This window comes from Paenibacillus sp. S-12, assembly GCF_030363895.1.
GTDB lineage: Bacteria > Bacillota > Bacilli > Paenibacillales > Paenibacillaceae > Paenibacillus_B > Paenibacillus_B alvei.
In genome coordinates, this window is the sequence record NZ_JASIUF010000027.1 from 62872 (window position 1) to 83207 (window position 20336).

At 50.2% G+C, this 20336-nt stretch carries 16 protein-coding genes; 13 read left to right on the forward strand and 3 right to left on the reverse strand.

Features of this window, described 5'->3' with window-relative positions; translation table 11 throughout:
- Window positions 1–114: 114 nt before the first annotated feature.
- From NO352_RS24900 to NO352_RS24925, 6 genes are all read left to right on the forward strand, one after another.
- Window positions 115–1167 (forward strand): ABC transporter substrate-binding protein, encoded by a 1053-nt coding sequence (locus NO352_RS24900; RefSeq protein WP_262866365.1) that lies wholly within the window; start codon window positions 115–117, stop codon window positions 1165–1167.
- A gap of 156 nt (window positions 1168–1323) precedes the next feature.
- Window positions 1324–2343 carry a nucleoside hydrolase gene (locus NO352_RS24905; RefSeq protein ID WP_289357028.1) on the forward strand — a complete coding sequence of 340 codons (1020 nt, stop codon included), beginning with the start codon at window positions 1324–1326 and terminating at the stop codon, window positions 2341–2343.
- Window positions 2344–2370: 27 nt separating this feature from the next.
- A complete protein-coding gene (locus tag NO352_RS24910; protein ID WP_005543180.1) occupies window positions 2371–3189 on the forward strand; it encodes an ABC transporter permease in 819 nt (272 codons plus the stop codon).
- Window positions 3190–3205: 16 nt separating this feature from the next.
- On the forward strand, window positions 3206–3997 hold the full coding sequence (locus NO352_RS24915; protein ID WP_005543179.1) for an ABC transporter permease: 792 nt from the start codon (window positions 3206–3208) through the stop codon (window positions 3995–3997).
- Window positions 3998–4019: 22 nt separating this feature from the next.
- Window positions 4020–5129 (forward strand): ABC transporter ATP-binding protein, encoded by a 1110-nt coding sequence (locus NO352_RS24920; RefSeq protein ID WP_005543177.1) that lies wholly within the window; start codon window positions 4020–4022, stop codon window positions 5127–5129.
- A 212-nt stretch (window positions 5130–5341) separates the two neighbouring features.
- Window positions 5342–7060, forward strand: a complete 1719-nt coding sequence (locus NO352_RS24925) for an adenine deaminase (RefSeq protein WP_289357029.1) — start codon at window positions 5342–5344, stop codon at window positions 7058–7060.
- Between the two features lie 129 nt (window positions 7061–7189).
- Here the strand turns inward: NO352_RS24925 and NO352_RS24930 are convergent, their stop codons facing one another.
- The 3 genes from NO352_RS24930 to iolG all read right to left on the reverse strand — a co-directional run bounded on the left by NO352_RS24930 (window position 7190) and on the right by iolG (window position 10178).
- Window positions 7190–8185: a LacI family DNA-binding transcriptional regulator gene (locus NO352_RS24930; RefSeq protein WP_289357030.1), complete on the reverse strand. Its 996-nt coding sequence runs from the start codon at window positions 8183–8185 to the stop codon at window positions 7190–7192.
- A 124-nt stretch (window positions 8186–8309) separates the two neighbouring features.
- Window positions 8310–9116, reverse strand: coding sequence for a 5-deoxy-glucuronate isomerase (iolB, locus tag NO352_RS24935; protein WP_289357031.1), 807 nt, complete (start codon window positions 9114–9116; stop codon window positions 8310–8312).
- 57 nt (window positions 9117–9173) lie between these two features.
- A complete protein-coding gene (gene iolG, locus NO352_RS24940; protein WP_289357036.1) occupies window positions 9174–10178 on the reverse strand; it encodes an inositol 2-dehydrogenase in 1005 nt (334 codons plus the stop codon).
- A 390-nt stretch (window positions 10179–10568) separates the two neighbouring features.
- Between iolG and iolC the strand changes: the two genes are divergently transcribed.
- From iolC to NO352_RS24975, 7 genes are all read left to right on the forward strand, one after another.
- On the forward strand, window positions 10569–11564 hold the full coding sequence (gene iolC, locus NO352_RS24945) for a 5-dehydro-2-deoxygluconokinase (protein ID WP_289357032.1): 996 nt from the start codon (window positions 10569–10571) through the stop codon (window positions 11562–11564).
- A 45-nt stretch (window positions 11565–11609) separates the two neighbouring features.
- Complete coding sequence (locus NO352_RS24950; RefSeq protein ID WP_289357033.1) at window positions 11610–12458, forward strand: class II fructose-bisphosphate aldolase; 849 nt, start codon at window positions 11610–11612, stop codon at window positions 12456–12458.
- Window positions 12459–12535: 77 nt separating this feature from the next.
- Window positions 12536–13987: a CoA-acylating methylmalonate-semialdehyde dehydrogenase gene (locus tag NO352_RS24955; protein WP_005543163.1), complete on the forward strand. Its 1452-nt coding sequence runs from the start codon at window positions 12536–12538 to the stop codon at window positions 13985–13987.
- Between the two features lie 15 nt (window positions 13988–14002).
- Window positions 14003–15943 carry a 3D-(3,5/4)-trihydroxycyclohexane-1,2-dione acylhydrolase (decyclizing) gene (gene iolD / locus NO352_RS24960; RefSeq protein WP_289357034.1) on the forward strand — a complete coding sequence of 647 codons (1941 nt, stop codon included), beginning with the start codon at window positions 14003–14005 and terminating at the stop codon, window positions 15941–15943.
- A gap of 286 nt (window positions 15944–16229) precedes the next feature.
- Window positions 16230–17126: a myo-inosose-2 dehydratase gene (gene iolE / locus NO352_RS24965; protein ID WP_005543158.1), complete on the forward strand. Its 897-nt coding sequence runs from the start codon at window positions 16230–16232 to the stop codon at window positions 17124–17126.
- A 15-nt stretch (window positions 17127–17141) separates the two neighbouring features.
- On the forward strand, window positions 17142–18200 hold the full coding sequence (locus NO352_RS24970; RefSeq protein ID WP_005543156.1) for a Gfo/Idh/MocA family oxidoreductase: 1059 nt from the start codon (window positions 17142–17144) through the stop codon (window positions 18198–18200).
- Window positions 18201–18297: 97 nt separating this feature from the next.
- The gene (locus tag NO352_RS24975; protein ID WP_289357035.1) at window positions 18298–19887 is read left to right on the forward strand and encodes a solute:sodium symporter family transporter; all 1590 of its coding nucleotides are present in this window, start codon (window positions 18298–18300) and stop codon (window positions 19885–19887) included.
- The last annotated feature ends 449 nt before the right edge of the window (window positions 19888–20336 follow it).

Here is a 20336-nt window from a genome sequence, read left to right on the forward strand (position 1 = left end):
GGTTCGCTTTTGATCACGAAGTGGAACTGAGGGTAACTGTGCTGAAAAGCGAACTTTTGATCACTTACAACACGAAATACTCAACTTAGAATGGCATCAGGGGGATGGGACTTCATGAAAAAACTAGCGTTAACACTTGCATTCGTACTTTCGATGGGCACGCTACTGGCAGCCTGCGGCGGAGACAAAGCGGCTGAAGGCGGCAAGGAAGCGCCGACGGAATTGGTCATCTCGACATGGGGATTTGCCGAGGATGCGATGAAGAAGAACGTGTACGAACCGTTCGAGAAAGAGTATAACGTTAAGATCGTGACGGAAATCGGGAACAACACGGATCGCTTGAACAAAATTCGCCAAGGCAGCTCGAAGGTAGACCTGATCTACTTGTCTGATTACTATGCGCTGCAAGGTGCGGAGGAAGGCTTGTTCGAGAAAATCGATCGCAAAAACATTCCGAACATCGAGCAGCTATATGGTATCGCCAAAGCGCCGATCGGTGAGGACTATGGCCCAGCGCATACGGTAGCGCAGCTTGGGCTTGCTGTAAACAGCGATGAAGCAAAAACGCCGATTGAATCATGGAGCGACCTGTGGAAGCCTGAATTAAAAAATAAAATTGCCCTGCCAAACATTACGATTACGACAGGGCCTATGATGATGGATTTTGCGTCGAAGGTAGCGGGCAGCAAAGACATGGATACGGAAGCGGCTTTCAAAGCGATGAAAGAAATTAATCCTGGCGTCGTGAAGTATTACTCCAAGTCCGCGGATTTGGTAAATATGTTCGCACAAGGTGAAGTTGTAGCTGCGCCAATGCAGGATACATTCTTGGGCAGCCTGACGGAAGCTCTGCCATCCGCCAAGTACGTAACGCCAAAAGAAGGCGCGTATGCGCTGTTGAACACGGTCAACATTGTAAAAGGCTCGAAACATAAAGAGCTGGCAGAAAAGTTCATTAACTGGCACTTGAGCAAGCAAGTACAAGAAGCGAATGCCAAGGCTCGCGTCGATTCGCCAACGAACAAAGAAGTGAAGCTGACAGCTGACGAGGCAAAAGGCTTAACATATGGCCCAGATGTCGTTGAGAACCTAAAGACGCTTGACCTTCGTAAAGTGAACAAAGAAATGAGCGGTTGGATTGACCGCTGGAACCGTGAAATCGAGTAAAGTCCAAAATAGCGAATGTTCAAAAACGTATACGTTGCAGCAGGGAAGACGACTTTATGGCGACAAGGTACTTTTTGAACTTCCTCAGAAAGAGGAGGGCTGCCGTTTATCGCACCCTCCTTTTTTATTCCCAACAGCAGTCAGGAGGCTGGTATTATGCTGCAGAAGAATACCGCTAACTCGAAGCAGATTCCCGTCATTATGGATGTAGATACGGGCGTAGATGATGCACTCGCATTAGCGTTAATTTGGAAAAGCAAGCAAGTAGATCTTGTCGGCGTGACGACAGTGAACGGTAATGTCTCGCTCTCACAAGCAACGTTAAATACACGGAAAGTTATGCATATGCTGCAACAATTGGACGTTCAAAATGAACGGTCGAATGCAGGAGAGGGCAATGGAATAGCCGATCTCTCCATCCGCAATGTTCCAATCATTCCGGGGGCCAACGAGCCATTGATGCGCTCCACATTTTTCGAGCACGCCGTACACGGCAATGATGGCTTGGGCGGGGCACTATCCGATATGAATCCGCCCGAGCTGGAGGAAGGGCTGCCGCATGCAGCACAGTTCATCATTGAAGAAGCAAAGAAGCGTCCGGGTGAGCTGACACTTCTGATGACAGCGCCGCTCACCAATCTGGCAATTGCCTTGCGGGCATGCCCTGAATTGCCGCAGCTCGTTAAGCGGGTTGTCGTGATGGGGGGCGCGGTGCAAACGTTCGGCAACGTTACGCCGGTGGCGGAATACAACATCTACGTTGACCCGGAAGCGGCCAAAATGGTGCTGCACGCGGGCTTCGACCTGACCCTCGTCGGTCTGGATGTGACGCGTCAGGCGCTGCTGCGGCCAGAGCATTTGGAGAAGCTCGATTCCACACCGCTTGGAGGTTTTGTCCGTACATGTACGGCACAGTACATGGAGCGTTACCGAATGCGCAACGGTGTAGAGGCGTGCGCGATGCACGATCCGCTCGCTGCCTATATCGTGATCGACACCAGTGTCGTCAAGATGCGCCGCTATTATGTGGACGTTGAGACACGAAGCGACCTGTGCGACGGGCAAACTGTGTGCGACGTTCAGAATCGCCTTGGCCGGGAGCCAAACGCAAATGTATGTGTAGAGGTAGATGGAGAAACGTTCATGGATCGTTTTATCTCCGTATTGCAAGCTTAGACATCAAGAGAAACAGGAGACGAACTGATGAAAAAACCATTCGTATGGCTGCTGCTTCCGGGACTCGTATTCTTGACCTTGTTCATGATCATCCCGATTTTTATGACGATTGGCTCAACCTTCTTCCGTGAAGGACAATTTACAATTGACGGTTATGTAAAGCTGCTCGGTGATCCATACATGCTGAAAATATTGGGCACTACGCTGCAGGTCAGTGTCGTCACAACATTTGCCTGCATTTTGATTGGATTCCCTGCTGCTTACTATATTTCAAGACAGAGGGCTCGCATCAAAGGAATCCTGCTGGCGCTCGCAATCTTCCCACTCATGACGAGTGCGATTGTGCGCTCCTTCAGCTGGATGGTCATTCTCGGTAAGAACGGCTTGGTGAATCAGCTGTTGACCAGCATTGGATTGATTGATGAGCCGTTAAAAATCATGTATACGCCAACCGCAATGATGATCGGTCTCATTCATCTGTTTTTACCGCTTATGATTATTTCCCTCGTTGGTGTTATGGAGAACATTGACGGCGACCTGTTGAATGCTTCATCAAGTCTTGGCGCATCACGCATGAAGGGCTTTATGACCGTCATCGTGCCGCTGTGCGTGCCGGGTCTTATCGTCGGCAGCATTCTCGTATTCGTTGGCAGTCTAACGGCGTATACGACGCCGCAACTGCTCGGCGGCAAGCAGCGAGTCGTCGCCACGTTCCTGTATCAGAATGCAATGACACTCAACGATTGGGATATGGCTTCGATTATTGCGACCGTCATGATTGTCGTTACTTTCATCATTATCGGTCTTATGAATCAGCTCGCTCGCAAATTGAATCCGAAGGGATAACGGGGGTTAACTTCTTATGAAAGAACAACATCGCGGACTCGCCGTATTTACGGGATTGGTGTTTCTCTTTTTGCTCGGGCCGCTCATCATTATTATGGCAACGTCTTTTGGAGAGGGTTCGGTACTGAAGTTCCCGCCAGAAGGCTTCTCGTTGAAATGGTATCGCAATATTTTTGATGTCGAAATGTTTTTGTCCACGTTCAAAGTTACGATCATCGTCGCGCTGGTCGGCAACCTGATTGCGCTTTTGCTCGGCGTTCCTGCTGCTTATGCGCTAAGCCGCTATCAGTTCAAGGGCAAGGGACTGCTCAATGCAATCTTTATTTCGCCGATTTTGATTCCTGGGGTCGTGCTCGGCTTCACGATGCTGAAGTATTTAGTTGTGAAATTCGAATTGCCCGTCTATACAAGCTTGCTGATCGGGCACATCGTGCTCATGCTGCCATTTATCATTCGCGTCATTGCATCGAGCTTGGCGAACTTCGACTATTCCGTTGAAGAAGCGTCCATGAGCTTAGGTGCGAGCCGGTTGCAAACATTCTTTACGGTTGTACTGCCTAACATTCGTTCCGGTCTTATCGCGGGTGTTCTGCTCGCGTTCCTGGAATCGTTCAACAACGTAGATATTTCCGTGTTCATGACAGGACCAGGGGTCAGCACGTTGCCAATTCAAATGCTGACATACGTCGAAAATTACTTTGACCCGACGATTGCTGCGATTTCGGTGCTGCTAATGGTCATTACAGCATTGCTTATGTTCTCCATTGAACGCTTAATGGGACTCTCCTACTTCACGAAAAATAACTAGCATACATCGGAGGCCAACGATCATGGAATTGCTATCTCTTCAAAATATATCTGTTGCATACGAGAAAAACCTGATCTTGAAAGACTTCAACTTGAGCCTGAATGAAGGCGAGCTGATTTCTTTGCTCGGTCCATCGGGCTGTGGCAAGACGACAACATTGCGGCTGATTGCTGGCTTCCTGGAAGCAAAGGACGGCAAGTTCCTGTTCCAAGGTAAAGATTATACAAGGGTACCGGTGAATAAGCGCAACTTCGGTTTCGTATTCCAGAGTTATGCGCTGTTCCCGCACATGAGCGTATTTGACAATGTCGCATACGGTTTAAAGCTGCGCAAGGTGGACAAGTCGTCCATCGCGAAGCGCGTGCATGAGATGCTGGAGGTTGTAGACCTGAAAGGCTTCGAAAAGCGATTCCCCGGGGAACTGTCCGGTGGGCAGCGCCAACGCGTCGCGATCGCCCGCGCGCTCGTCATTCAGCCGGATCTGCTCCTGTTCGACGAACCGCTCAGTAACCTGGACGCGAACCTGCGCGTCAATATGCGCGTAGAAATTCGCCGCATTCAGAAGCAGCTCGGGATTACAAGCGTGTATGTATCTCACGACCAAGAGGAGTGCTTCTCCATCTCAGATAAAGTTGCCATCATGAACAAAGGCGTCATTGAGCAACTGGATGCGCCAGCAAACATTTATAAATACCCGGCTACGGAATTCGTTGCCCAGTTCATCGGCTTCAACAACTTCATTGACATTGGCGAAATGCATGATGATGGGAGAGCCATTATGATACATGGCGCAGAAGGGACGAGAATGCAGGTCATCCATCGCTCGGGCCATCCATTATCCAGCTCGATGAAGGGCGCTATTCGTCCGGATGATCTCCTGGTAGTTACGGATAGCGAATGTACGGCCGGGATTGGCGGCTTAACGGCTGAGGATGTGGAAGCGGGACGGAACCTGATTGCCGGTCAAGTTAAAATCAGCACCTTCCTCGGTCGCAGCTATCAATACATCGTCGAAACGCCGCTCGGCGAATTCACGGTAAATCGCGAAATGGAGACGCCGTTCGAACGCGGTACAGCCGTGAAGCTTGTATTGCCGAAGGAAAAGGTCGTATTGGTGAGAAGTTCAAATTAATAGTACATGTTCAAAAAAGACGCTTTTCAGCACCAAGAAGGTTGCAAGAACTCGAAGAAGGAGCAGCGGAGTGTAGGCTAGACTACATGAGCAGCGGACTTCGAGAGTGAATGCAAGATTCGACGCGGGGCTACTTCCCGTATCACTTCGTGATCAAAAGTGTTTTTTTTGAACTACCTCTATACCAACGAAGGACAGCGAGGAGTGGAAACGTGAAGATAGATTTGTTGGTAACGAACGTCGGTGTGTACAACGTGTATTTGAAACGATTCATACAAGGCAATGCCGCCATTAAGGATGGGCGATTCCTCTACATTGGCGCTCGCGGAATGGATACATTCGAGGCGGCTCAGATCGTGGACGGAACGGGTAAGTATATGATTCCAGGCCTCGTCGATATCCATCTTCATATTGAGAGCACGATGGTTACGCCCCAGACGTTCTCGCATGGCCTTATTCAAAACGGAGTCACGACGATTGTATCCGAGCCGCATGAGATGGCGAACGTGTTCGGCGTTGAAGGCGTGAAGGAAATGATCAATGCAAGCAAGGGCTGTACGGCGGACATCTTATATGCAATTCCGAGCTCGGTGCCTGCAACGCCGCTGGAGACTACAGGCGGGGAAATTGACATTGCGGATATTGATGAGCTGCTGAAGGATGAGCGGGTTGTATGCTTGGGAGAGATTATGAACTCGGTCGATGTTCTGCGCGATCCGGACTGTAAGACGAACCGCATCCTGAACCATATCCGCACCAATTATCCGAACCTCGTTATCGAAGGGCATACGCCAAAGAAGCTGGTTGATCTGGAATTGGCACGCTTCATGTTCGCAGGAGTAGACTCCGATCATACCGAGCAGGCCGTGGACAGCATGCGCGATCGGATGGCGAACGGCATGTTCCTGGAGATTCAGGAGAAGTCGATGACACCGGACATTATGGATGTACTCATTCATGAGGATGTTGCAGAGCTGTTCTGCTTCGTAACGGATGACGTCATGGCGGATACCTTCGTTCAGGACGGTCATTTAAATCATCTAGTCAAAAAGGCGATGGCAATGGGCATGAAGCCAGAACGCGCGATTTATGCGGCGACGTATACGCCAGCCAGACGGATGCGCTTGTACGATCGCGGCGCAATTGCACCGAATAAAGTGGCGGACTTCGTGCTGCTCAGCGACGTTGAGCAATTCCGCATTGCATCGGTATACAAGCACGGCTGTTTGGCTTATGAGGCAGATACAGACTATGTGCAAGAGCGCGAAGAGCGCCAATTTCCGCCTCATTTCTATGAGAGCGTGAAGCTGCAGAAGCTTACGACAGAAGATTTCCGGGTAGCTGCAGAGGCTGCTGATGGCGAGTATCTCTGCCGCGTTATGCAGGTGTTGAACGGAACGACGAATACAAAGGAACTGCATGAACCGGTACGTGTAGCTGATGGGGAATTGAAGTGGCAGGAAAGTCCGTATGGGTTAATTGCTACCTTCGAACGTTATGGCAAGAACGGCAACCGTGCTTATGGATTTATTACGGGCAACACGATTAAGCGCGGAGCGATTGCGACGACGTATTCCCATGACAATCACAACCTACTTGTCGTAGGTCATTCACAGGCAGACATGGCGCTTGCGGCCAATACAGTCATTGCGGATCAGGGTGGCTTCTGTGTCGTTGATGATGGCAAGGTGATTGCACATATTCCGCTGCCTGTAGGCGGCATTTTGTCAGAGGAGCCATTCGAAGAGTTCGGACAAGCCGTGAAGCGGCTGCGCGAGGCGATGGAATCACTCGGCTACGAGCATTACAACCCGATTATGTCGCTGTGTACGCATTCCTTGCCGGTAAGTCCGGCGCTGAAGCTAACGGATTTGGGATTGATTGATGTTCATGCTGGACAGGTTGTTCCTCTGATCGTGGAAAAAGCCTGAATCGTATCGGCTGCTAGGGAGTCTTTTATAGGTGAAGAGTCGTAGGGGTTGTTGAATCCTTACGACTCTTTTCGTGTCTAAGCTAAACTATCGACTATGAAATTTGCTTGTAGGATCATTCGTGTCAGTTTACCGCAATTGTGTAGAATCTCCCGAGACCAATTGTGGCTGGAACACGATCTTTTGCTTTGGCATGTCCGGAGTGTCTGCTTGACGGAGCAGCAATTGAATCGTTTCCTTGGCCATATCGGGAATTGGCTGTGCAATCGTCGTGAGACGCGGCACAACGATTTGAGATAGGATTGTATCGTCGAATCCGATGATGGACAAGTCGTTAGGAACCTGCAAGCCGATCTGGTGAGCAGACTGCATAGCTCCAACGGCTAGCAAATCGTTGCAGGTGAATATCGCAGTCGGACGGGAAGGCTGCTGCAGTATTTGATTTGCGCCGGAACATCCTTCTGCGACAGACGAGTGGACGACTGTGATCCATTGTTCGTTCGGCTCGATTCCTGCATCCTTCATCGCTTGCTTGGCGCCGCGAACCCGATGCTCTCCGCTTGGGCTGTCCTCTGTAATGATGCCGATATCGACATGTCCTAACTGGAGCAAGTGGCGAATCGCTTCGTAGCCGCCTTTAAAGTCATCCACGGTCACGGTGTGCATGGTCAGGGATGTGATGTCTTTGGAGAATAGCACGATGGGGAGACTTTCGGTAATATAGTCTTCAAGATGCGACCATTTCGTAAATTGGCAGGCAATGATAAGTCCGTCAATTTGCTTGCGCTGCAGAAGGGAAATATAATTCATTCCTTTATCATCCTTATTGTCTGTGCTGCACATGACAATACTGTATCCGGCGGCTTGTGCTTGATCCTCGAGATTGCGGGCAACCTCAGCGAAGAAGGGGTTGGCCAGATCGGAGATAAGCAGGCCGAAGGTGGACGTTTTCTTCCCGGTTAACGCGGAAGCAACTACACTTGGCTGGTATTGCAGTTCTTTCATAATATGAAGGACGCGCTCACGCGTTTTGACACTGATATTGCCTGTTTGATTGACGACCTTCGATACGGTGGCAATGGATACGCCAGCCGCCTTGGCTACGTCGTAAATAGTTGATTTCATAGATAACTCCTCATCGTTCTTCGCACTTCTTGCGTATGTCTTCTCTTTATTTCTCATTATACAACAAAAGGAGAATGGACTACGCCATTCTCCTGTAAGAGACTGCTCGAAATAAGCGGCAGCATCACTTTTTTTCAAATAGCCATTCGTGTTCGGGATCATTGTGGAACTTCCATGTACGCATAGGGCCCGCCATTACGTTTAAATAATAGGAATCGTATCCTGGAGGCGCGGATACCGGGTGGTATCCCTCAGGAACTAGGACAACGTGGCGATGCGGCACGGCTATCGTCTCATTCAGCGAACGGTCGTCATTGTATACGCGCTGCATAATGAACCCTTGCTCAGGATTGACTTCATGGTAATAGGTTTCTTCCAAATAAGATTCATGCGGCAAATTTTCCTGATCGTGCTTATGCGGCGGATAGCTGGACCAATGGCCGCCTGGCGTGAACACCTCTACGACGAGCAGGCTGTCCGCCTCTTTTTGTTCCGGCAAAATATTATGGATATGCCGCTCAATGCTGCCGGAGCCGCGTGTTTCTACACCGACATCATCAGGTGCGATGACGCGAGCGGGATATGTTCCTTTGCCGGGGGCCGCACAGACAGCCAGCTCCAAGGCCGTCTCGGCCTGAACGGTATATCGATCATGGTTCGGCACATAAACCGAATACGGAGGAATGCGTTCAAATACACTCATGCGCTGTCCAAGCATACCGAATGATTTTTTCGAAGTGCTGACCTCAGCCTTCCCGCTCAGCAGGACAAGGCATACTTCCTGCTCATTTGTATCGTTTTGCAGTGTTTCGCCCGGCTGCAGCGAATACAGCTCGAATCCTACGTACTTCCAGCCTGCGCTTTGCGGCGTAACGGAAATGACCCTGCCTTGCTCATCTCTTGGTTGTGGCGATACGAGTAATTTAGACATAAAGGCGGCCTCCTTGCCTAAGTTGAGAATAGTTTTTGTAAATACAAATCCTATATTTTAATGGGCTAACTTAACAGGCAGCCCGCTGCGCAGCGACTCTTTGGCCGCTAGTGCGATGCGTTCCGCCTGCAATCCGTCGTTGGCATCACAGACGACTGGGCCATCGTGCATAATAGCATGGACGAAGTCCTGAACCTCCTGGATATAGGCCTGCGTGTAGCGTTCGATAAAGAAGTGCAGCGGCTTGTCCATATGAACGCCACCAGCCGTCGCAACAACCGCTGTAGAAGGACGGTCATTCTGTGTTGAGACACAGCCGTCAGAGCCGAATGCCTCCAGACGCTGATCATACCCGTACACGGCCTTGCGGCTGTTCTCGATAATGCCGAGCGCACCGTTTGCAAAGCGCAGACTAACAATGGCTGTGTCGATATCATTCAATTCCCCGATTTTCGGATCGACCAGATTCGCGCCTTGCGCATATACCTCAACGACCTCGCTTTGCATGACATAGCGAGCCATGTCGAAGTCGTGAATGGTCATATCAATGAACAACCCGCCGGACTTGGCGATATACTCTGCCGATGGCGGCTCTGGATCGCGCGACGTAATGCGCAGCAGGTGCGGGGCTCCGATGCCTCCGGATTGTACGACGTCACGCGCTTTTTTGAAATTATGGTCAAAGCGGCGGTTAAAGCCGACCTGCATTTTTACGCCAGACTTCTTAACCGCGGCTAATGCTTTCTCTGTCGTTTCGATCGAGAAGCTGACAGGCTTCTCACAGAAAATATGCTTGCCGGCTTCGGCAGCCTCGCGAATGATGTCTGCATGCGTGTTAGTCGGTGAGCAGATAAATACCGCTTGAATATCCGGGTCATGCAGAATGTCATGATAATCATTCGTGACAACGGGGATTCCATGTGCGGAAGCCCATTCGTTCAACCCTTCCGTATAGACGTCTGATATTGCACGAACGCGGATATTGCTCATTTGTTGAATATGGCTGGCATGCAGCTTTCCAATTCGTCCGGCACCGATGATTCCTACTTGCAGCATAATAATCCCTGCTTTCTCTGAGTGTGATCGAAATTGTTCTGTATATGGAACAGTAAAACGACTTACTAGGCAAAGTAGGGAAAGCGCTTAACTCATATTTTAACTATAGGCTATGTTCCAGAGGTTGGCAAGGTAAAAAATCAATAATTGAGTTGGATTTCGCTGTGTAACAGGGAAAATGGCAAGTTATTTTAAATAGGAAAAGAAGATGTGCAAGTGAAAAAAAGAACTTAATAAATCATCAAAAAAGCGTTTACATTACCAAATTGGTGTGCATATAATTAGCTACAAGGTAAGCGCTTAACTCAACTCGCAACAGAAAGAGACTGCATCATAGCGGCCTCAGTCCTGCAGAAAGAGGGCATGAGGCAGAGAACATGGAGGTGCTGACTGGATATGAGTACACTATCATTCCCTAAGGATCGGCCATTCGACTTGATTGCTATCGGAAGACTGTGCATCGATCTAAATGCGAACGAAATCAATCGGCCAATGGAGGAGACAAGAACGTTCACGAAGTATGTGGGCGGATCTCCAGCCAACATTACAATTGGGGCGGCACGCCTCGGCATGAAAAGCGGATTCATCGGCAAGCTGTCCGATGATCAGATGGGCCGTTACATACGACAATATTTGAACGATCAATCGATAGATACGTCACAGCTTGCTGTAGATGATACGGGAGCGATGACAGGATTAGCCTTTACTGAAATTAAAAGTCCTACGGATTGCAGCATTCTGATGTACCGTGATCATGTAGCGGATCTCCTCCTGAAGCCGGAAGAGGTATCTGAGGAATATATCAAGCAGACGAAGGCGCTGCTCATATCAGGAACGGCGCTCGCTGCGAGCCCGTCACGCGAGGCGGTATTCATTGCCTTGGAATATGCGCGCAAGCATGGGGTATTCGTATTCTTCGATCTAGACTATCGCCCGTACACCTGGAAAAATGTTGCGGAAACCTCGATTTATTATCAGCTTGCGGCGGAAAAATGCGACTTTATCATTGGGACGCGCGAAGAGTTCGATATGATGGAGAAGTTCTCTGGTCAGCAAGCGGACGATCGATTGACTGCAGCGAAATGGTTCGGGCATCACGCGCAGGTTGTGCTCATTAAGCACGGCTCGGAAGGCTCGATTGCCTATACAAAGGACGGAGAAGCGCATAGAGGGGGCATTTTCAAAACGAAGGTGCTCAAGACGTTCGGAGCGGGCGATTCCTATGCGTCTGCCATGATTTATGCGTTGATGCAGGGTTGGGATTTGCCGCGCGCGATGGAATACGGCAGCGCTTCGGCAGCCATCGTTATCTCGCGCCATAGCTGCTCAGACGCGATGCCAACGACCGCAGAATTGGATGAATTCATTAGAAGCGCGGAGCGCGGGGAATAGAACTGATTACAGAATATAAGTCATATCAATATGGAGGAACGGTTCATGCTCGTTACACTAACGGAAATGATGCAGGGCTTGCTGGAACGCAATGCGGCCGTGCCAGCATTTAACGTATTTGGTTATGAGGATGCGTCGGCGGTCATTGCCGCAGCCGAGGAAGTTGGAGCGCCGGTCATATTGGCAACGAATAAGGTGGCGCTTCGCTATATGCCTCTTCAAGTATCAGGAGCTCTGTACAGAAGCTTGGCTGAGCGCGCAAAGGTACCGGTATGCATCCATTTGGATCACGGCGATGGATTCGAGTCGGCAGCCGAAGCAATTATGAGCGGGTATACATCCATTATGTATGATGGCTCACAACTGCCGCTAGCAGACAATATCCGCAACACGCGGGAAATCGTGAAGCTGGCGCATGCCTGCGGCATTCCTGTCGAAGCGGAAATTGGCGCTGTTGGATATACGGATCCGTCCATGAATGTGGAGGCTAGGCTGACAGCGCCCGGCGAAGCGAAGGTCTTTGCTGAAGAGACTGGCGTCGATGCGCTGGCAGTGGCGATCGGTACGCTGCACCGGATGGAAGAGCAATCCGCGCCGATCGACTACGAACGGCTTGCGGAGATTGAGCGCGTCGTATCGGTACCGCTTGTACTGCATGGATCGACAGGTGTGAAGGACGATGATTTGCGCAGGCTTGCAGCCACACGTATCAGCAAGGTCAATATCGGAACGGCGCTTCGCATGGCATTCGGCAAGACGCTGCGCAGCGAAATGCAGGAAAAGCCGAATGAGTTCGATCGCGTTGCCTTATTCGCCCGCCCGATGGAGGCGGTGAAGGAAGCCGCCAAGCAGAAGATGCTGCTGTTGAATGCCCATCAAGCTTTGAACGTATAAAAGGAACGGTTTGTTAGGTTCACATCCGGATTTCAGATGTTCTTACTATATATGAAATGACGAGAGGAGAATGGAACATGACAGAAGCAATCACCATTCGCAACTATGTCGGGGGACAATGGAAGGAATCAACATCAGGCAGAACGGAACCGGTATACAATCCGGCTACAGGCGACATTATCGGACAAGTTCCGTTGTCCAGCATGGAAGAACTGAACGAAGCGGTAGCTGTGGCTGCGGAAGCGTTCCGCACATGGTCGCGAACTGCCGTGCCGCGCCGGGCGCGCATCATGTTCAAGTATCAGCAGCTTCTCGTTGAGCATTGGGATGAACTGGCCAAGCTGATTACGCTTGAGAACGGAAAAAATTTCAAAGAAGCATACGGCGAAGTGCAGCGAGGCATCGAATGCGTGGAATTCGCAGCCGGTGCGCCAACGCTCATGATGGGCAAGCAGTTGCCGGACATTGCAACCAACATTGAATCTGGCATGTACCGTTATCCAATCGGTGTCGTCGGCGGCATTACCCCGTTCAACTTCCCGATGATGGTGCCGTGCTGGATGTTCCCGCTAGCGATAGCTTGCGGCAACACGTTCGTGTTGAAGCCTTCCGAGCGCACCCCTCTTCTGGCTTGCCGTTTGGCGGAGCTCATGGAAGAAGCGGGCTTGCCGAAGGGGGTACTCAATATCGTCCATGGTGCGCATGATGTCGTGAATGGATTGCTTGATCATAAGCAGGTGAAGGCGATCTCCTTCGTTGGCTCCCAGCCAGTCGGCGAGTATGTGTACAAGCGCGGCACTGCCAACTTGAAGCGTGTGCAAGCCTTAACTGGAGCTAAGAACCACTCGATCGTAATGGAAGATGCGAATCTGGAGAACGCTACGACGCAAATTATCAATGCTGCATTCGGTTCGGCTGGAGAACGCTGCATGGCCTGCTCGGTCGTACTTGTGCAGGAATCGGTTGCGGACGAGCTTGTTGCACAGCTTGTGAAGGCTTCCGATGAGCTTATCATCGGCAATGGCGAACGTGATGATGTGTTCCTTGGACCAGTCATTCGCGAAGGTCATAAGGAGAGAGCGATCGGTTACATTGATGCGGGCGTGCAGGAGGGGGCCAAGCTTGTGCGCGACGGCCGCCAGGACGCAGAAACCAATGGCGAGGGCTTCTTCATGGGGCCGACGATTTTCGATGAAGTGACACAGCAAATGAAAATTTGGCAGGATGAGATTTTTGCGCCGGTATTGTCGATCGTGCGTGTGAAGGATATTGATGAGGCAATCGCTTGGGCGAATGAATCGCGCTTTGCGAACGGTGCCTGCATCTTCACGACGAGCGGCGCATATATGAGACAATTCCGTGAGCATATCGATGCAGGGATGCTTGGCGTGAATGTTGGTGTTCCTGCGCCGATGGCCTTCTTCCCGTTCTCTGGATACAAGGATTCCTTCTATGGGGATTTGCATGCGAACGGCACGGATGGAGTAGAGTTCTATACCCGCAAAAAAATGGTCACTACGCGCTGGTAAGGGATGGTGTTCGGGATGGAAACGATCCGTTTAACAATGGCGCAGGCACTCGTCAAGTTCCTCGATCAGCAGTATGTGGAGTTTGACGGTGTGGAGCAGCGCTTCATTAAAGGCGTATTTACGATATTTGGTCACGGCAATGTGCTTGGATTAGGCCAAGCGCTCGAAGAGGACTGCGGCGGCTTGGAAGTGTACCAAGGGCGCAATGAACAGGGGATGGCCCAAGCTGCCGTCGCATTTGCCAAGCAGACGCGGCGCAAGCAAATTTGCGCCTGCACCTCCTCGGTCGGGCCAGGCGCAGCCAATATGGTGACCGCTGCGGCAACGGCGACGGCGAATCAAATTCCAGTGCTGCTGCTTCCGGGAGACACGTTCGCCTCCCGCCAGCCTGATCCGGTGCTGCAGCAAATAGAGCAGCAGCATGATTTTACGATATCGACGAATGATGCTTTTCGTCCGGTAAGCAAGTATTGGGATCGAATCGTGCGTCCGGAGCAGCTAATGACGGCACTGATTCAAGCAATGCGGGTGCTGACCAACCCAGCCGACACCGGTGCCGTTACGCTGGCATTGCCGCAGGACGTACAGGGGGAGGCGTATGATTATCCCGTCTCCTTCTTCGAAAAACGGGTGCATCGAATCGATCGGCGGCCTGCATCAGCAGCGCAGCTTGAGGATGCGGTTCGCCTGATCGCTCGCAAGCGCAAGCCGCTGCTTATCTGCGGCGGCGGCGTTCGCTATTCCGAAGCGGGAGAAGCTCTGGCGGCATTCGCGGAAGCCTTCCATATTCCTTTCGCTGAGACGCAGGCGGGCAAGAGCGCGGTCGCAAGCTCCCATCCGCTCAATTTGGGCGGCATAGGAGTGACAGGCAATTCGGCTGCGAATGCGATTGCCAAGGATGCTGATCTCATTATTGGGGTTGGCACACGCTTTACCGATTTTACGACAGGATCTAAGGAACTTTTAGGCAATCCCGATATGGATGTCGTGACGGTGAACGTCTCCGAATTCCAAGCGATTAAGCTCGATGCGACTCCGATTGTGGCTGACGCAAAAGTGGGATTGGAGGAGCTTCATCAGCGGCTTCAATCCCTAGGATACCGTTCAGCATATATAGGGGAGATTCAAGAAGCGCGCGACGCTTGGGATAAGGAATGGCAGCGGTTGGCCGGGATTCATTACGTAGAGGGAACAGGCGCATTTACCCCTGAAATTGAGGGGCATTTGGATGAGGCACTGCCAGAATACGCGGAAGCGCTTGGCAGCTGCCTGACGCAGACACAGGTTGTGGCCGCCTTGAATCAACTGCTCGACGACAATGCGATCGTTGTGGGCGCAGCCGGCAGCCTTCCGGGGGATTTGCAGCGGATGTGGCGAGCGGAGACAACGCATTCGTACCATATGGAATATGGCTACTCATGTATGGGATACGAAATTGCAGGTGCGCTTGGTGTGAAAATGGCGGAACCGGAGCGAGAGGTATACGCTTTTACCGGTGACGGCAGTTACTTAATGCTTCACTCTGAACTGCTGACGAGCATTCAAGAGGGACGGAAAATTAACGTTCTGCTATTCGACAATAATGGTTTCGGCTGCATTAACAATTTGCAGATGGGCAACGGCATGGGCAGCTTCGGCACGGAGTTCCGTTCGCGTAACCCGCATACGGGCAAGCTGGATGGGCCTCTTGTCAGCATCGATTTTGCGCTTAGTGCATCGGGGTACGGAGCCGTTACGTATTCGGTTCGCACCATGAAGGAGCTTGAACAGGCCGTGATGGCGGCTAAGCGCCAGAAAGAATCGACGTTGATCGATATTAAGGTGCTCCCGAAGACGATGACCCATGGCTATGATGCATGGTGGAACGTCGGTGTAGCGGAGGTGTCGGGCAAGAAAGCGATTGCGCAGGCCTACGATGAGCGGCGCCAATTCTTGAGCCAGGCACGACCATATTAGCCAATCCACTCGTATATTCGATGGCAAGTTCGACGGCAATAACTTTTATTAACATGTCACAGAGCAGGAAACAGCAGTAATGGAGCAGGCGGTAGATAGTCGGGCACAGCATTCCGTTAGGCGGATATCGGAATGTTCGATGTTCGGGTCGCTTGACGGACAGCAGAGGATAATAATCGGCAGACGATTTTTTCGAACATGACTTTGCGAGGTTATCGAGCTGCCCTTCCAAGCTTTGCCGCCTGACTCCATGAATCTTGATTATGACTTCTGGGGAGGTATGGGCATGTTTGCAACAGACAGTGTGAAGATTGGGATCGCTCCTATTGGCTGGACGAACGATGATATGCCTGAATTAGGCGGAGAAAATACATTTGAGCAGTGTGTGAGCGAGATGGCGCTTGCCGGGTTTACGGGGACGGAAATCGGCAATAAGTATCCACGTGATGTAGAAGTGCTGCAGAAGGCGCTGCACTTGCGAAACTTGGAGGTAGCGAGTGCCTGGTTCAGCGCGTACCTGACTGTAAAGCCGCTTGAAGAAACGGTAGAGGCATTTATTCAGCATCGCGACTTTTTGCATGCGATGGGCTCGAAGGTCATCGTTGTATCCGAGCAGGGGCACAGCATTCAGGGAGAAATGGATACTCCGCTTTTTGATAATAAGCCGATATTCAACGACGAAGATTGGAAGCGCTTAACTGAGGGGCTTCATCGATTGGGAGAGCTTGCTCGGGCCAAGGATATGCATCTTGTGTACCATCATCATATGGGAACTGGCGTTCAGACAACGGTGGAAATCGAGCGCCTGATGGCTAGCACAGATCCGGAACTGGTGTCCTTACTGTATGATACAGGCCACCTTGTATTTTCCGGTGAGGATCCCCTTTACATATTGAATCGTTTTATGGATCGAATCAAGCATGTTCACTTGAAGGATGTGCGCAAGGATGTAGCACGCCGCGTAATTGAAGACCAACTGAGCTTCCTGCAAGCGGTGAAGGAAGGGGTATTTACGGTACCCGGAGATGGATGCATTTCCTTCGAACCGGTGTTCCAATCGCTTGCGGCGGCTGGATACCGTGGTTGGATGTTGGTGGAAGCAGAGCAGGATCCTGCTCGGGCAAATCCGCTCGAATACGCAATGAAGGCCAGACAATACATTTTGCAGCAAGCAGGCGTATAACGGAGGGACGTATAGATGAAACAGGACAAGCAGATATCGGTAGGACTCGTTGGCTTAGGGAGATTAGGACGGCAGCATGCGGACAATTTGGCGCATCGCATCCCGAACTGCAAACTGATGGCTGTATGCAGCGTGAAGCCGGAAGAGGTGGAAGAGGCTCAGCAAGAGCTCAAAGTTCCTTACGGATACACAAATTATGAGGATATGCTGCGCAATCCAGAACTAGATGCGATATTTATCGCTTCTCCATCTGCGTATCATTGTGAACAGATTGAACAAGCGCTGGAAGCCGGGTTTCACGTATTTAGTGAAAAGCCGCTTGGGCTGTACATGGAGGAAGCGCTGCGCGTGCAGAAGGCTGTGCGCAAGCACCCGAATCAGGTGTTCATGCTTGGCTTTATGCGCAGATATGACCGCTCTTATGCGTATGCAAAGAAGCAAATTGAAGCGGGTGCTATTGGCGAACCCGTGCTGATTCGCTGCTATGGAATCGATCCGGCACAAGCGATGCCGGGCTTCATGCAATTTGCCAAGAGCAACTATAGCGGGGGCTTGTTCCTTGATATGGCGATTCATGATTTAGATTTGGCTCGTTGGTATTTGGGCGTAGAAGCGGAACGCGTGTGGGCGATCGGCGGCTCTCATCGATATACCGAGCTTGCGGAGCTGAACGATGCGGAAACCGGAGCGGCACTTGTTCAATTTGCAGGCAATAAGATGGGGATATTTGTCGCGGGGCGCAATTGTGCTCACGGCTATCACATCGAGACAGAAATTATAGGTACGCAAGGATCGCTGCGCATCGGAACTGTACCAGAGAAAAATCAAGTCATGATTCTCGATGATCGGGGTGTTGTGCGAGAGTGTGCAAATGGATTCCTTGAACGATTTGAACAGGCTTATATGGATGAAGCAATTGAATTTGTACAGGCAATCCTCGAAGGAAGACAGCCAGAAGTAACGGTAGAGGATGGGGTGCTGTCGACCGTGCTTGGCTATGCATGCAAGGAGTCGTTTGAAAGCGGCCAACTGGTAAACGTTCAAATGCCTGCTGCCGTGACTGCCATCAAGTAAGAACAGGGGTTCTTACTCCTTCTCGGTGCAGCAGTCCCTTTTACTTGAACTAGCAAAGATAAGCACAAGATTTCTCTATGCATAGAGGAGGGCTTTCATGACTTACATCACGGTCATCACCTTTTTACTGTATACTGGAATTGTTGCCTGGTACTCTTGGTACAAGACGCGCAGTGTGGATTTGAACAGCTCGGATGGATATTTTCTGGGCGGGCGCAGCTTGTCAGGTGTTGTAATCGCTTTCTCACTGCTGCTGACGAACTTATCGACGGAGCAAATGGTTGGATTGAATGGGCAAAGCTATGCAACATCTATGGTTGTTATGGCTTGGGAGGTAACGTCACCGATCGCGCTCATTTTCATGGCATTTATCTTCTTGCCGCGTTATTTGAAGTCAGGGATTACGACAATCCCGGATTTTCTGGAACAGCGCTATGATTTGCGTACGCGCCAAATAATTTCAATTTTGTTCTTGCTTGGATATGCTGTTGCTTATTTGCCTACCGTGCTTTATTCTGGTGCACTTGTGCTTGATACGATTTTTAATATTTCGGCTCGATTTGATTTGAGTGATTTCAATATTATATTGGTTGTATCTCTTGCGATAGGGATTACGGGGATTGCTTATGTGGTTTTAGGCGGTCTGCGCGCATGTGCGCTTTCGGATACGTTGAATGGCGTCGGCCTTATTATCGGTGGTTTGCTCATTACCGTGCTTGGTCTTGTTGCACTTGGGGGAGGCAATTTGTTCGACGGTGTCAGCACATTGCTGCACAAAGAACCCGAGAAGTTGAATTCAATTGGGGACAGTTCTTCACCAGTTCCTTGGGTAACGATCTGTGCAGGTCTTCTCTTCAATAATTTATTCTATTGGTGTACGAATCAGGCGATTGTTCAGCGGACGTTGGGCGCCAAAAACTTGAAGGAAGGCCAAAAGGGCGTGCTGTATGCCGGCATGTTCAAAATTTTCGGAGCGTTCTATCTCGTCCTTCCGGGTATTATTGCCTATCATCTCTTTAACAATTCGCTTAGCAATGCGGATATGGCCTATCCATCGCTTGTTATTGAAGTTCTGCCGACGATTCTGTCTGGATTTTTTGCAGCCGTATTGTTCGGTGCGATATTGAGCTCCTTTAATGGGGCGCTCAACAGTTCATTAACCCTGTTTACCTTAGATATTTATAAGCCAATATTTAAACCAAATGCGACAGAACAGCAACTTGTAAAGGCAGGCAGAATCTTTGCCGTCGTGCTCGGTCTTATTGCGGTAGCTGTTGCACCCTTTATTTTGTATGCGCCTTCAGGGTTGTATTACTACTTGCAGGAGATGTTCGGATTTTATAACATCCCGATTATTGCCGCTGTCGTTGTTGGCTTCTTTAGCAAGAAGGTACCGGCGGTTGCGCCTAAAATCGCGTTGGCTGTCCATATTGTGCTCTATACCTTGTCCAAATTCTTTTTGGGTACGCTCAACTTCCTGTACATTTTAAGTGTATTGTTCCCAGTCTGCGTGTTAGTCATGCTGCTCGTTGGGAAATGGAAACCGCGCAAACAGGATTTCGAACTGTTTGAATCAGGCAAGGTGGATTTGACGCCGTGGAAGCATGCGAAGGCATTTACCGTCGTCATGATATTGCTTATGATCGCTGTTTACATTCTATTCTCTCCATTAGGAATAGCTGCTTAATAACGGAATGTATAATCAGGTTTACGAATAAATGGGGTTGCTTGGTTAAACGAAAGAGGGATCATTCGGGCAGCCCCTTAATGAATCAACATATTTATTGCCTATAAGAAGCTCTATTAATAATAGAAGAAAGAGAGATGAAACTAGCAATGAAACAAAAAGTTTTGAATTAGGGGTTGCAATTCTTAACGAACCTATGGTATATTCTAATTCCTGCTTCGCTAAGAGGCGGGCAACAACAAATGAAAACAACTTAAAAAAATAAGTTGAAAAAAGTTGTTGACTTCGAATGAACGAAGTGATAAGATATAAAAGTCGCCGCTGACAAAGCGGTGAGAAAAAGAAAGTAACTAAGAGATTGGTTGCTGACTGAGATTGTTCTTTGAAAACTGAACAACGAGCAACGTTTGTGAATGAGGTAGCAATACCTCGTCAAAAGATATGAGCAG